Origin of the sequence: Rhodococcus kronopolitis (assembly GCF_042654025.1) — a bacterium.
GTDB classification, from domain to species: Bacteria; Actinomycetota; Actinomycetes; order Mycobacteriales; family Mycobacteriaceae; genus Rhodococcus_G; species Rhodococcus_G kronopolitis.
Map to the genome: position 1 here is coordinate 256,210 of NZ_JBHSFO010000009.1, position 12,473 is coordinate 268,682.

13 protein-coding genes are annotated in these 12,473 nt (G+C 72.0%); 8 read left to right on the plus strand and 5 right to left on the minus strand.

Translation table 11 applies throughout. From position 1 onward, the window contains the following. Positions 1–67: 67 nt before the first annotated feature. The gene (locus ACFO6S_RS15890; RefSeq protein ID WP_378418561.1) at positions 68–1,132 is read left to right on the plus strand and encodes a DNA polymerase IV; all 1,065 of its coding nucleotides are present in this window, start codon (positions 68–70) and stop codon (positions 1,130–1,132) included. A gap of 35 nt (positions 1,133–1,167) precedes the next feature. On the opposite strand, the gene ACFO6S_RS15895 is transcribed toward ACFO6S_RS15890, so the two are convergent. Both ACFO6S_RS15895 and mshA read right to left on the minus strand, forming a co-directional pair. Then, on the minus strand, positions 1,168–1,737 hold the full coding sequence (locus ACFO6S_RS15895) for a type III secretion system chaperone family protein (RefSeq protein WP_378418562.1): 570 nt from the start codon (positions 1,735–1,737) through the stop codon (positions 1,168–1,170). Continuing rightward, positions 1,734–3,059: a D-inositol-3-phosphate glycosyltransferase gene (gene mshA, locus ACFO6S_RS15900; RefSeq protein WP_378418565.1), complete on the minus strand. Its 1,326-nt coding sequence runs from the start codon at positions 3,057–3,059 to the stop codon at positions 1,734–1,736. The genes ACFO6S_RS15895 and mshA overlap by 4 nt, the downstream gene beginning before the upstream one ends. Before the next feature lie 176 nt (positions 3,060–3,235). Here mshA and ACFO6S_RS15905 point away from each other — a divergent pair, with 176 nt between their 5' ends. Both ACFO6S_RS15905 and ACFO6S_RS15910 read left to right on the plus strand, forming a co-directional pair. Then, the gene (locus ACFO6S_RS15905; protein WP_378418566.1) at positions 3,236–4,447 is read left to right on the plus strand and encodes an NAD(P)/FAD-dependent oxidoreductase; all 1,212 of its coding nucleotides are present in this window, start codon (positions 3,236–3,238) and stop codon (positions 4,445–4,447) included. Beyond that, positions 4,444–5,319, plus strand: a complete 876-nt coding sequence (locus tag ACFO6S_RS15910; RefSeq protein WP_378418567.1) for an RNA polymerase sigma-70 factor — start codon at positions 4,444–4,446, stop codon at positions 5,317–5,319. The genes ACFO6S_RS15905 and ACFO6S_RS15910 overlap by 4 nt, the downstream gene beginning before the upstream one ends. Before the next feature lie 73 nt (positions 5,320–5,392). Here the strand turns inward: ACFO6S_RS15910 and ACFO6S_RS15915 are convergent, their stop codons facing one another. From ACFO6S_RS15915 to ACFO6S_RS15925, 3 genes are all read right to left on the minus strand, one after another. Beyond that, positions 5,393–6,220: an alpha/beta fold hydrolase gene (locus ACFO6S_RS15915; RefSeq protein ID WP_378418569.1), complete on the minus strand. Its 828-nt coding sequence runs from the start codon at positions 6,218–6,220 to the stop codon at positions 5,393–5,395. Positions 6,221–6,360: 140 nt separating this feature from the next. Beyond that, a complete protein-coding gene (locus ACFO6S_RS15920; RefSeq protein ID WP_378418570.1) occupies positions 6,361–6,735 on the minus strand; it encodes a VOC family protein in 375 nt (124 codons plus the stop codon). Between the two features lie 226 nt (positions 6,736–6,961). Next, positions 6,962–7,594, minus strand: a complete 633-nt coding sequence (locus tag ACFO6S_RS15925) for a cysteine hydrolase family protein (protein WP_378418725.1) — start codon at positions 7,592–7,594, stop codon at positions 6,962–6,964. A gap of 61 nt (positions 7,595–7,655) precedes the next feature. On the opposite strand from ACFO6S_RS15925, the gene ACFO6S_RS15930 reads away from it, so the two are divergent. From ACFO6S_RS15930 to ACFO6S_RS15950, 5 genes are all read left to right on the plus strand, one after another. Beyond that, positions 7,656–8,057: a PaaI family thioesterase gene (locus tag ACFO6S_RS15930; RefSeq protein ID WP_378418571.1), complete on the plus strand. Its 402-nt coding sequence runs from the start codon at positions 7,656–7,658 to the stop codon at positions 8,055–8,057. A gap of 69 nt (positions 8,058–8,126) precedes the next feature. Then, positions 8,127–8,528 carry a PaaI family thioesterase gene (locus ACFO6S_RS15935; protein ID WP_378418573.1) on the plus strand — a complete coding sequence of 134 codons (402 nt, stop codon included), beginning with the start codon at positions 8,127–8,129 and terminating at the stop codon, positions 8,526–8,528. Positions 8,529–8,661: 133 nt separating this feature from the next. Next, a complete protein-coding gene (locus tag ACFO6S_RS15940) occupies positions 8,662–9,696 on the plus strand; it encodes a tocopherol cyclase family protein (protein ID WP_378418574.1) in 1,035 nt (344 codons plus the stop codon). A gap of 84 nt (positions 9,697–9,780) precedes the next feature. Beyond that, positions 9,781–10,740 (plus strand): LysR family transcriptional regulator, encoded by a 960-nt coding sequence (locus ACFO6S_RS15945; protein WP_378418576.1) that lies wholly within the window; start codon positions 9,781–9,783, stop codon positions 10,738–10,740. 973 nt (positions 10,741–11,713) lie between these two features. Beyond that, positions 11,714–12,436 (plus strand): hypothetical protein, encoded by a 723-nt coding sequence (locus tag ACFO6S_RS15950; protein WP_378418578.1) that lies wholly within the window; start codon positions 11,714–11,716, stop codon positions 12,434–12,436. Positions 12,437–12,473: the final 37 nt, after the last annotated feature.

Sequence of the window (12,473 nt, forward strand, 5' to 3'; positions counted from 1 at the left end):
GGGCTGCCGGCAGGCGGGGAGAGTCGCCCTGCTGGCCGGCGACCATCCCGCACCGCACACTGGGTGGATGGGTGCCTCGCCGCGCGACCGCTGGGTGCTGCACGTCGACCTCGACCAGTTCGTCGCCGCGGTCGAGGTGCTGCGCCGCCCCGAACTGCGCGGCCGCCCGGTGATCGTCGGCGGCCGCGGCGACCCCACCGAACGCGGCGTGGTCTCGACGGCGTCCTACGAGGCACGCGAGTTCGGGATCAGGTCGGGGATGCCGCTGCGGGTCGCCGCCCGCAGGCTCGCCACCCGCGGCATCACCGATGCGGTGTTCCTACCCGTCGACGGCGAGGCCTACACCGCCGCCTCGGGGTCGGTGATGGCGACGCTGCGCGGACTCGACGCTGTGGTCGAGGTGCTGGGCTGGGACGAGGCCTTCCTCGGCGTGCGGACCGGCGACCCGGAGACCTTCGCGCGGCGGGCACAGGCCGCGGTGCTCGCGGCCACCGCGCTGCACTGCTCGGTGGGGATCGGCGACAACACGCTGCGGGCGAAGATCGCGACGGGATTCGGGAAGCCGCGCGGGGTGTTCCGGTTGACCGCCGAGAACTGGTTCGAGGTGATGGGCGCACGGGACACCGCGGCGCTCTGGGGCGTCGGCGCCAAGACCGCGAAGAAGCTTGCCGCGCTGGGCATCCGCACCGTCCGGGACCTGGCCGACGCCACCGACGGCGCGCTGGCCGACGCACTCGGCCCCACCATCGGGCCGTGGCTGCACCGGCTCGGCCGCGGGATCGGCGAGACCGAGGTGAGCGACGCGGCGTGGGTGGCGCGCGGCCACGGCCGGGAGACCACCTTTCAGCACAACCTCACCGACCCCGGCCGGGTGACGGCCGAGGTGCGCTCGCTGGCCCGGCGGGTCACCGAGGACCTGCTGGCCGAGGGACGGGCGGCGGTGCGGGTGACGCTGAAGGTCCGGTACGCGCCGTTCGAGACGCACACCACCGGCCGCCCGTTGGCGGAGCCGACGCTGGACCCGACGGTGATCGCGGACGCCGCCGCCGCACTGACCGAGCGGCTCGACCACGACCGCGAGGTCCGGCTGCTGGGCGTGCGACTCGACATGACGCCGCCCGACGCCGGTTGACCGGGCGTCCGGCCGCGGCGTGGCGAGGTAGGCAGTCAGTCGAGGCCGGGAACGGCCCCGGGCACGCGGTCGGGCGCGCCGTCGGGCGCGCCGTCGGCTGCGGGTGCGCCGTCGGGCCGGGCTCCCTCGTCGATCAGGTGCTCGAAGGCCTCGAGGTTCGCCAACGACTCCCCGCGGGAGACCCGCCACGCCCACTCGCGCCGGATCGAACCGGCGAAACCGAGCTCGAGCAGCAGGTTGAAGTCGCCGTCCGCGGCCTCGAGCACCTGACCGAGCACCCGGTCCAGCTCGTCGCCGGTGACGGCGTGCGTGGAGATCCGGCCGACCAGGTAGATGTCGCCGGCCCGGTCGATCGTGTAGTGCACGCCGTAGAGCCGACGGTTGCGGCGCAGCAGGTAGCGGTAGACGCCCTCGAAGTTCTCGTCGGGGTTGCGGCAGACGAACGCCTCGACCCGCACCCCGTGGTTGCCGACGCTGAGCAGGCAGGAGGTCTTGAGCTTGCGCTCCCCCGGCAGCTCGACGACGAACTGGTGCTCGTCCGGCCTGGAGTAGTCCAGGCCCCGTTCGGCCAATGCGGCGTCGATCAGCGTGACGGTCTCGTTCACGTGCGCACTCCCAGTCGTCGCAGCTTCCACAGTCCGCGGCCGCGGCGCTGCGCGAGGTCCGCCTGCGGGCGGTAGCCCGCGACGGCCCGTCGGTAGCTCTGCAGCAGCCCGTCCGCGGTGTGCTCCCAGGAGAAGTTCGCGGCGTGCAGCGGCGCCCGGCGCGCCATCTCCGCCAGCCGACCGCGGTCGTTGAGCAGTGCCTGCAGCGCATCGGCCCAGTCGTCGGTGCGGTGTCCGTCCACCAACAGGCCGGTCTCCCCGCCGCGGACCGCGACCCCGAGCCCGCCGACGTCGGCCGCGACCACCGGGGTGCCGCAGGCCTGGGCCTCTAGCGCCACCAGTCCGAAGGACTCCGAGTAGCTGGGCACCGCGACGAGGTCCGAGGCCCGGTAGACCTGCGCGAGCCGGTCGGGCGGCTGCGGCGGCAGGAAGGTCACCCGGTCCGCGATGCCGAGGGCGGCGGCGAGTTCGATCAGCGAGTCGGGCCGGTCGAGCCCGGTGCCCGACGGCCCGCCGACCACCACCACCCGCACCGGCAGCCCGGGCTGGCGGGCCATCAGTTCGGCGGCGGCGCGCAGCAGCACGTCGGGGGCCTTGAGCGGCTGGATGCGACCGACGAAGGTGACGATCAACTCGTCCGGGTCCAGGCCGATCTCGGCGCGGGCGGCGGCGCGGTCGCCCGGGCGGTAGCGCGAGAGGTCGGCGCCGGGCGCCACCACGTCGATCCGGCCGGGGTCGGCGCCGTAGACCTCGACCAGCTTGCCTGCCTCGTCCGCGGTGTTGGTGATCAGCCGGTCGGCCTCCGCGACCACCTGCTGCTCGCCGATCTGCCGGGCGGCCGGTTCCGGGGTGTCACCCTCGGCGAGCGCCGCGTTCTTGACCGCGGCCAGGGTGTGCGCGGTGTGCACCAACGGCACTCCCCACCGGTCGCGGGCCAGCCAGCCCACCTGCCCGGAGAGCCAGTAGTGCGAGTGCACCAGGTCGTAGTAGCCCGGCGGGTGGTGCGCCTCCTCGCGCAGCACCCCGGCCGTGAACGCGCACAGCTGCGTGGGCAGGTCGTGCTTGTCGAGGCCCTCGAACGGTCCGGCGACCACGTTGCGGACCAGGACGCCGGGCGCGGCCTCGACCACCGGGGCGTCCGCGGAGGAGGTGGCCCGGGTGAAGATTTCCACCTCGACGCCGCGCTCGGCGAGTCGCAGGGCGCTCTGCAGGACGTAGACGTTCATCCCGCCCGCGTCCCCGGTCCCCGGTTGAGCCAATGGGGAGGTGTGGACCGACAGAACGGCCACCCTCCGCAACCGATGGTTATGCGCTGGCGTCACGACCCCATCTTGCCCCCTGCGGGCGGGGCCGCCACACCCAGCACCGCACGGCCGCGCGCGGGGGTGCGGTGCTACCGGGCGAACGACTGTGACCCAGCTCTCCCCCGGGGCTGTCACATTCCAGGTCGCCGCGGTGTCTAGATGGTGAAGACCCACTCGTCGAGGGAGGAAGCGCCATGACTGCGTCACACGGAAATCGATCCAGTTCACACGGAACCCGATCCAGCGAAGTCTCGTCCAGGCAGGTCGTGGTGGTCGGTGCGGGCTACGCGGGGGTGATCGCGGCGAACCGGATCCAGGCCGCGCGCCGCCCCGGCGTCACCGTCACCGTGGTCAACCCGCGGTCCGAGTTCGTCGAGCGCGTCCGGCTGCACCAGCACGCGACGGACGGGACGGGCGCCACCCATGCGCTGTCCGGAATCCTGGACCCCGCCGTGCGTCTCCGGATCGCGAGCGTCGAGGAGATCACCGACGCCGCGGTGGTCCTCGACGACGGCGGATCCCTCGACTTCGACGTCCTCGTCTACGCGGTGGGCAGCCGGTCCGTCCGCGGGGTCGGCGCCGAGCACACGCACACGGTCGGCGACCTCGAGGACGCCAACCGGCTCCGGTCCCGGCTGCGGGAGCTGACCGCCGGCTCGAGCGTGGTGGTCGTGGGCGGCGGGCTGACCGGCGTCGAGACCTCCGCCGAGATCGCCGAACGGTTCCCGGGCCTGACGGTGCGACTGGTGTCCTCCGGTCCGGTGGCCGAGGGCCTGTCCGACCGCGGCCGCCGCGGCGTCACCCGCACGCTCGCCCGCCTCGGCGTCGAGGTGCACGCGGGCAGTCGGATGCTCCGCGCCGAGCCCGGTCGCGTCGTGCTGGCGGACGGCACCGACCTGGCCAGCGACTGCACGATCTGGGCGGGCGCCTTCGGGGTGCCGGACCTGGCCCGGCGCAGCAGCCTGCCGGTCGACGATGCCGGCCGGTTGCGGACCGACGAGAACCTGGTGTGCCTCGGGCACCCGAACGTGATCGGCGTCGGCGACGCCGTCGCGCCGCCCGCGCGGGTCGCCGGGCACATCCGGATGAGCTGCCAGGCCGCGATCCCGCTCGGCGCGCACGGCGCCGACACGGCGCTCGCCCTGCTCGGCGGGCAGGCGCCGCGGCCGCTGTCGATGGGTTTCGCGTCGCAGTGCATCAGCCTGGGCCGGCGGGCGGGCGTGGTCCAGCTCGTCCACGCCGACGACAGCCCCCGCAGCGTCGCGCTCGGCGGCCGCACCGCGGCGGTGGTCAAGGAACTGATCTGCCGGTCCGCCCGCTGGGGAGTGGGCACCCGCGGGTCCGCCGTCCGGTGGCCGGTCTCCGGTCCCACGCCGGCCGGGCAGCCTCAGGGCACGTCGGCGTGAGCCCCGCAGAGGTGTTCACCGAGTACCGGCCGCTGCTGTTCACCATCGCCTACGAGATCCTCGGCAGCGCCGCGGACGCGGAGGATGCGCTGCAGGACAGCTACCTCCGGTGGTCGGAGGCGGATCCGGCCTGCATCGACAATCCCCGCGCCTACCTGGCGCAGGTCGTCACCCGGCAGGCCCTGAACCAGCTGCGGTCGGCCGGACGCAGGCGCGAGGACTACGTGGGGAGCTGGCTGCCCGAACCGATCCGCACCGGGCCCGACGCCTCCGAGGACGCGCTCCTCGCCGAGTCGGTGTCGATGGCGATGCTGCTGGTGCTCGAGACGCTCAGCCCCGACGAACGCGCGGTGTTCGTGCTGCGGGAGGTGTTCGGGTTCAGTCATCGCGAGGTGGCCGAGGCGGTCGGCAAGTCGGAGGCGGCGGTGCGGCAGACCTCGCACCGCGCCCGGTCGCACGTCCTTTCCAGGCGCAGGCGATTCGAGCCGAGTTCCGCGGCGGCGCAGGAGCTGGCCGGCCAGTTCCTCTCCGCCGCGGTCACCGGCGACATCCAGGCCCTGATGGACCTGATGGCGCCCGACGTCGTCGAGATCTCGGACGGCGGCGGCAAGGTCAACGCCGCACGCAGGCCCGTCGTGGGCCGGGAGCGGGTGGCCCGCTTCATGGCCGGACTCGCCCGGACCGGGCCTGCCGACCTGAGGTTCGAGGTGGGGCTGTTCAACTCCCTGCCGTCGGTGCTGATCTACTCGGGCGAGCACCTGGACACCGTGGCCATGTTCGAGGTCACCGACGCCCTGGTCTCGGGGATCTACCTGGTGCGCAACCCCGACAAGCTGACCGGGGTGGCGCAGTCACGACCACTGACCCGCTGAGGGCGCCCGCCACACCCGGGTTGCCCGCGTCGCACCGGCGGCTGCGGGTGCGACGCGGTACCCGGGGTGCGGATCAGCCCAGCGCGTCGACGAACTCGCTCACCTCGGCGACGAACCGCTCGGGGTCCTCGACGAACGGGCCGTGGTTGCAGCCTTCCCAGTACGAGGCGGTGGCATTGGGCAACAGGTCCACCGCGTGGCGGGCGGCGGACACGTCGACCACCGTGTCCGAGGTGCCGTGCAGCACCAGGACGGGGAGGTCGAGACCGGCCAGCAGGTCGTCGTGGCCGATCGCCCGCGCGAACAGCGCGGCGCGCACCCGGGGCCGGGTGGACAGGCTCTCGCCGAACAACGCCTGCGCCTGCGCGCCCTTGCCGTCGGCCTGACCGGTGAGCGCGCTGCCGAAGCCGCCCAGCGCGCGGATCGCCTCGCCTGCGTCCTCCGACATCGCCGCCGGGATCGCCTCCCGCATCGCGGACCCGACGCGGCCACCCTTCTGACCGGGACCGATGCTGGTGATGGCGCCGACCAGGACCACCGCGGCCACGGCGTCGACCCCGCACTCGGCGAGGTAGTCGCACACCACCAGGCCGCCGTACGACCAGCCGAGCAGCACCGCACCGGACTCGATCGACTCGGACTCCAGCACGGCGGCGACGTCGCCGGCCCACACCTTCGAGTCGTCGTACCCGGTTGCCGGTGCACCCGAGTAGCCGTGACCGCGGAGGTCGACGGCGATCACCCGGTACCGCTCGGCGAGCGCGTCGAGGACCGACTCGCCCCAGCAGTCCAGTGACTGCGCCCAGCCGTGCAGCAGGACGAGCGGCCGGGCCCCCGGCGCGCCCGTGACCCGGTAGACGATGGACGTGCCGTCGATGCTCACTGCCTCACGGATGCTCATGCGTTGCACCCTACGAGGGTCGGTTGGTCAACTTCGCCTGCGGCACGCACGCCGGGCAGATTCGTCGCACATCGGACACCGGGGGCCCCGGCCGATCACCGATGCGAGACCCGCCGGTGCGGCGTCCCGCGGAAGGACCGTCACAGGTAGGGCTCGGTGAGCAGCTCCAGGAAATGGCCGGCGGGATCGAGCGTGTAGAGCCGCTGGCCGCCGTCCTCGTCGCTGATCTCGTTGACCCTGGTGCGCTGGGGGTCCGCCCAGTAGTCCCGATCGGCGTCCACGAGCCGCTGCCGCGCCTCGGCGAAATGGCGGCCCGTCACGAGGAACGCGTAGTGCTGCGGCGGGAAGTCGATCGGCGGTTCGGCGAACTGAAGCAGCACGCCGTCGGCGATGGTCAGGTTCGTGAACACTCCCCAGGAGGGCGCGTCGGCGGCCTCGAGCAGGTCCTTGTAGTAGGCGGCCGACTCGGATGCGTTCTTGGCCGCGATGATCGTGTGGTTGAAACGTGCAGGCATGGGGTCTCCAAAGATGGTGAGCAGTGGACGGAGGGAAATCCACGCGCTTCGGAGGTGCCCGGGGCCGGCGGTGCCGCGCCGATGGCGCAGTCAGGGATCGACCGGTTCGCCCGTCTGTGTGCGGCTCGAGGCCTGACCGGTCATCACGAGTGCACGATAGCCCGGCGCAGGCTCGGCGGGAAGGGCTGGCGGGCGCGATGATCGGGGCGCGCCTACGGCGTGGATCTCAGCCGAGCGCGGCGACGATCTCGTCCACGTCGGCGTGCACCGCCCCGATCCGCCCGGCCTCCTCGAGGTGCCGGTCGTCGATGCCGGAGACGGCGTCGGCCGCGATCAACACCCGCAGGTCACGCTCGCTCGCCCCGAAGATCGTCGCCCGCGGACAGTTCGGGTAGTTGCAGCCTGCGACCACCACCGTGTCGACCCCGAGTCCGGCGAGGTGCCCCTCGAGCCGGGTCCGGTGGAAGGCACTCCACCGAGGCTTGAACAGCACCGACTCGGTCGGCGAGACCACTTGCCGGCCACCGGCGAGGAGCAGGTCGGGATCCAGGTCCGGCACCGTCAACGCCGGCACCACCTGCGACCCCGCTGCACCGGGTCGGGCGATCCCGGCACCCGCCGCCAGCGCGGTACGCCGGACCAGGTCCACGTCCTCGCCCGCGTACAGGCGCACCACGTGGACGATCGGCCGCGACGCGGCGCGGTAGGCCGACACCAACCGGGCGATCGCGGGCAGGACCGCGCTGGTCCCGGCGATCGGACTCGCCCCGCCGTCGGCGAAGTCACGCTGGGTGTCGATCACCAGCAGCGCCGACCGGTCGAGGTGCGGGACGATCCAACGGTCTGTCTCCTGCGACATACGACTCACGGCGACAAGCCTATTGCCGGGGGTCCGGCGCGAGCCGGACTAGCATCGATTCATGGACCTGCACGAGATGTTGGCCACCATGCCGTTCGCCGTGAAATCCGGCATCAAACTTCTCTCTGCAAACACCGCCGAGGTCGTCGGCAACCTCGCCTGGAGCGAGGACGTCACCACGACGGGCCAGATCATGCACGGCGGCGCCCTGACCACCCTGGCCGACACCGTCGGCGCGGTCTCGGCGTACCTCAACATCCCGTCGGGCGCGTCCCGGGTGACGACGGCGTCCAACGCCGTCTTCGCCCGCCAGGTGCGCCGCGGGGCAGTCACCGCCACCGCGCGCCCGCTCCATGTCGGCCGCAAGACGGTGCTGGTCTCGATCGACATCACCGACGACGAAGGCCGGCTGGTCTCGCAGGTGACGCAGTCCCATGCCGTACTCGGCGAACTCGGACCCTGAGCCGAAGCCCCTCGGAACCTCCGGGCGTAAGCAACTGTGCTGCACCGCCATCCGACGTAGCCTGCACGCATGACACCCGACGAGTTGCTTGCCACGATGCCGTTCGCCGTGCACACCGGAATCCGGTTGACCGCGGCCACTCCCGCCGCGACCGTCGGCCACCTGGACTGGAGTCAGCAGCGCACCACCGCCGGGCCCGCCATGCACGGCGGCGCGCTGATGACCCTCGCGGACACCGTCGGCGCGGTCTGCGCCTTCCTCAACATCCCGGCGGGATCGGCAACGTCCACCACGAGCTCGAACACCGTCTTCACCCGCGGCATCCGCAAGGGCACCGCCACCGCGACCGCCAGGCCGTTGCACGTCGGTCGCAGCACCGTCGCGATCCTCGTCGAGGTACGCGACGACGAGGATCGCCTGGTAGCCCAGGTCACCCAGTCGCAGGCCGTGCTCGCCGCATCGCCCCTGTGACATCAGGAATCGCGTGACGTCGGGAATCGCTGCGACACCGGGAGACTGACGGGGACGTCGGGAACCCGCCGGGCCGGATCGTTCGGCGCACACTCGCCCTGCCGAACCGGGCGCCGCGGGCTACCGTGAGTCGATGTCGCGTCTGCTCGACCGCTACCGCGCCACCGGCGCCGACCTGCCGTTCGGAGACCTGCTGCCCGCCCACGGCGTCGCCATGGAGGGCTACTTCTGGCGGTTCACCCTCCCCGAGACCGGCCGGGTGGTGATCGCGCTGTGCGGGGTCAACCGCGCGGCCGACGGGCACTGGGCGACGCTCGGACTGGCCGGTCACCCGAACGGCTTCCTGCGCACCGCCGCCCACCCGACCGGCCGGGCCGATCCGCACCGTCTCGGCGCGCACGCCGGCGATGCGTTCCGCGGCGATCGAGACAGCCTCCGGGTGGACCTCGGGCCCGATGCCCGACTCGACGTGCGGATCACGAATCCGACGCCCTGGCCGCGTCGAGGGTTCGGCGGTTCCGGTGTCTTCCAGTCGGTTCCCGGGCTCAACCAGTACTGGCATCCCTGGCTGCTCGGCGGCCTGGCCGAGGGTCACGCCGTGCTGGGTGGCCAGGAGTGGGACCTGGACGGCGCGCGGGTGTACGCCGAGAAGAACTGGGGCCGAGGCGGATTCCCGGACTCGTGGTGGTGGGGCCAGGCGCAGGACTTCGCCGAACCCGGCGCCTGCGTGGCGTTCGCTGGCGGGCAGGTCAGCGCCGGACCGCTGCGCACCGAGGCCACCGCCGTGGTGGTGCGCCTGCCGGACGGCCGGCTGCTGCGGCTCGTCCACCCGGTGCTCTCCCCGGTCCGCGCCGACGTCACCGACGAGCACTGGATCCTGCACGGGCGCAGCCCGAACTGGAGCGTGGACATCGAGGGCCACGGCCCCCTCGACGATGCGCACGTGCTGCCGGTGCCGCTGCCCGCCGAGCGCCGCAACGTCGCGGGCGCGATCGAGCACCTCGGTGCCCGGATGCGCGTCACGGTGCGCCGACGCGGCCGAGAGGTCTGGTCGGGACAGTCCACGCTCGCCGCGCTCGAGCACGGCGGGCTGGAGCGATCCCGCGCCGAGGCCGTCCGGCGTGGGGCACCGGCCGATGCCACCGACGCCCCGCCCGTACCGCGCTGACCGGGTCTCCCTTCGGCCGGGCGGCCCGGACCGGCAACCCGCCGACCCCGCCCCGCGACCGTCGATTCTGCATACACTCGCGCCATGGAGCTCCAGACACGTCAGCTTCGCTACTTCGTCGCCGTCGCCGAGGAGTTGAGCTTCACCCGCGCCGCACAGCGACTGCACATCGCGCAGCAGGCCCTGAGCGCGCAGGTCAAGCAACTCGAGCAGACCCTCGGCGTGGTACTGCTGACCCGAACCACGCGCAGCGTGACCCTGACCGCTGCCGGTGCCGCATTCCTCGAGGACATCGGCGCGCTACTGGTGGCTCTCGACGACGCCGCCGAGCGCGCCCGGTCGATGCAACGCAGCGAACACGAGCGACTGGTGCTGGGATTCCTCGAGGGCGCGGCCCTGATGCTGACCGAGCCGATCCTGTCCGCCTTCCGCGATCACCATCCCGGCGTGACGGTGGAGATGCGCCAGTTCAACTACGACGATCCGTCCGCCGGAATGACCGACCGCTCGGTGGACGTGGCGTTCCTGCGTCGTCCGCTCACGACCGACGGAGTCGATTTCGCGCCGCTGTTCGCCGAGCCCCGCGTGGTGATGCTGCGCGCCGACCATCCGCTCGCCGACCGCGCCTCCGTCGACGTGGCCGAGCTGATCGAGGAGCCGATTCTCGGGGCGGCGTGCACCGACCCGGTGTGGAATGCGTACTGGGAGCTCGACGCCCATCGCGGCGGAGGGCCGCCGGTGCAGGTGGCGTCCCGCTCGACCACGGTGCTCGAGGAGTACCAGAAGGTGGCGGCGGGCGTGGGCATCGTGGTGACGGCCGCGTGCGCCCGCTGGATCCCCTATCCGGGAGTGACGCTGGTGCCGATTGTCGGCGACGCACCGAACGAGGTCGCGGTGGCCTGGCACCGCGACAACGACTCGGCGTTGGTGCGCTCGTTCGTCGACGTCGCCCGGCGCGTGCGCGACGCGCAGCCGGAGCTGGTGAAGAAGCTGCAGGAACCGGACTTCGGCGACCGTCGGATACCCCCGTTGATCCCCTACTGACAACGGAATCTTGTCAATCCGTGTGGAACAAGTGTTTCTGTTCCGAGGCGCCCCACCATAGGGTCTGACTCAAGGAATACCCGGGTCCGGAACCGACGACCCGGGTCGATGAATGCGCCGGTCCACCCGACCGAGCGCCGAGCGTCGCGCGCTGACCCGCACGAGTCTCTGCAAGCGGCCGCCCGTGGCAACGCATGTGCCGGCGCACGAAGCGCCGACCCGCCCGCGCGACCGGCACCGAGTTCGGCGACCGACAACGGGAATGCTCACCGAATACGACATCGAGTCGACCGACGGCCATTCCTTCCCGGCCGAATTGACCCACAAACCTGACCGAAGAACTGTTCACGCCGCCCGGCACGGCACGCAATTCAACCCGAAATGCGAATTCCGGCGGACGACCCCTCGCCGGCGACGCTCACCCGCATCCACCGAGGCCGGATTGACCCCGAGAGCGGGCAACCAGTCGGAAAAGCGGCCCTGCCCGCGGGGCGATTCTGAATTCCAGATGAACGCGATCCGAATTCAATTTCATCCATTACATTACGATCCGCAACGATCCCTCTGGGCCGCGTTCCAGGTTTCGAATTTCGCGTCCACGGAGCCCAGTTTCCGTGATATTAATTACCCGCCCAACCGAACCTCCGATCCCTGCGGACCAATTTCCCCCGAGAAGGATTCAAGGAGAAACAATGGCCACGCCGTCGACCCCAACTTCGGTCCTCGGGACCTGCCGGGGAGGTCCGCTCCGCGGCGAAGTTGCCGCACCCCTCAGCGGACGGGTCCGGGCCGGTGCGCAGCGGGGCCCACACCGGCTCGGCGCCGTTCGGCAAACGGTTTGTCGCCCATCGATGTCACCGCCCAGAAGAGGCGGGCGACAGGTTGAACGCGGGCAGGCGATCCGACCCTGTCACGTGACGAGTACGCGGTCAGCACTTCGGCGTGACCGCACCAGCGAGAAGTTAGGGAACACATGTCTTCGAACACAGTCCGCCGTATCGCCGCTCTCGCGGCGGTAGCTGCTCTTCCTGCCGGCCTGCTCGTCGCCGGGGTCGGAGCCGGCGTCGCGAACGCCGCCGACCCGGCGTGCGTCCAGTCCAGCCACGACACCAAGAACGACTGGAGCACGGTGTGGGTGACCCACACCTACGACAAGACCGTCTCGGTGGCCGAGGCCGCAGGCGGAACCAATGTCACCTACAAGATCGTCGTCGGCACCACCGGCATCGGAAACCCGTACGTCAACACCATCCGCGACTACGCCCCCGCAGGGTTCGGCGCCCCCGTCTCGGCAACGGTCACCGCCTACCACTTGGCTCAGGGGCAGGTCACCGACGACGTCACCCCGGTCCCGAACGGGGACGGCGGCTGGCGCGTGAGCAGCACCGGGTGGTTCGTCAACTCCGGCAACCCGGTGACCGCCGAGTTCACCTACCGGGTGCCCGGCAACATCGCGCCCGGCACGCGCGTCACCAGCGGTGGCATCGACGTCAGCGGCACCGTCGGCGTCGGGACCAACATGTCCGGCCTCACCTCGTGCTTCACCGCGCGGGCCAAGAGCGCGGGCGAGGCCGCGCTCGGCAGCCTCGACGGCGCCGGACTCGGGTCCGCCGAAGGCCAGCTGAGCTCCACCGGCTCGGTCAGCGATGTCCTCGGCGACACCATCACCCGAGTCCTCGAGAACTACGGCAGCTAGACGCCCGGCCCCGGAGCTCGGCGCCGCGACCACCGCG

Coding starts and splice junctions, on each gene's coding strand:
- ACFO6S_RS15925 (WP_378418725.1), bottom strand. CDS start 7,594: ATGTCGCAGGAGACAGACCGTTGGATCGTCCCGCACCTCGACCGGTCG.
- ACFO6S_RS15930 (WP_378418571.1), top strand. CDS start 7,656: ATGGACCTGCACGAGATGTTGGCCACCATGCCGTTCGCCGTGAAATCC.
- ACFO6S_RS15945 (WP_378418576.1), top strand. CDS start 9,781: ATGGAGCTCCAGACACGTCAGCTTCGCTACTTCGTCGCCGTCGCCGAG.
- ACFO6S_RS15915 (WP_378418569.1), bottom strand. CDS start 6,220: ATGAGCATCCGTGAGGCAGTGAGCATCGACGGCACGTCCATCGTCTAC.
- ACFO6S_RS15890 (WP_378418561.1), top strand. CDS start 68: ATGGGTGCCTCGCCGCGCGACCGCTGGGTGCTGCACGTCGACCTCGAC.
- ACFO6S_RS15950 (WP_378418578.1), top strand. CDS start 11,714: ATGTCTTCGAACACAGTCCGCCGTATCGCCGCTCTCGCGGCGGTAGCT.
- ACFO6S_RS15940 (WP_378418574.1), top strand. CDS start 8,662: ATGTCGCGTCTGCTCGACCGCTACCGCGCCACCGGCGCCGACCTGCCG.
- ACFO6S_RS15935 (WP_378418573.1), top strand. CDS start 8,127: ATGACACCCGACGAGTTGCTTGCCACGATGCCGTTCGCCGTGCACACC.
- ACFO6S_RS15905 (WP_378418566.1), top strand. CDS start 3,236: ATGACTGCGTCACACGGAAATCGATCCAGTTCACACGGAACCCGATCC.
- ACFO6S_RS15920 (WP_378418570.1), bottom strand. CDS start 6,735: ATGCCTGCACGTTTCAACCACACGATCATCGCGGCCAAGAACGCATCC.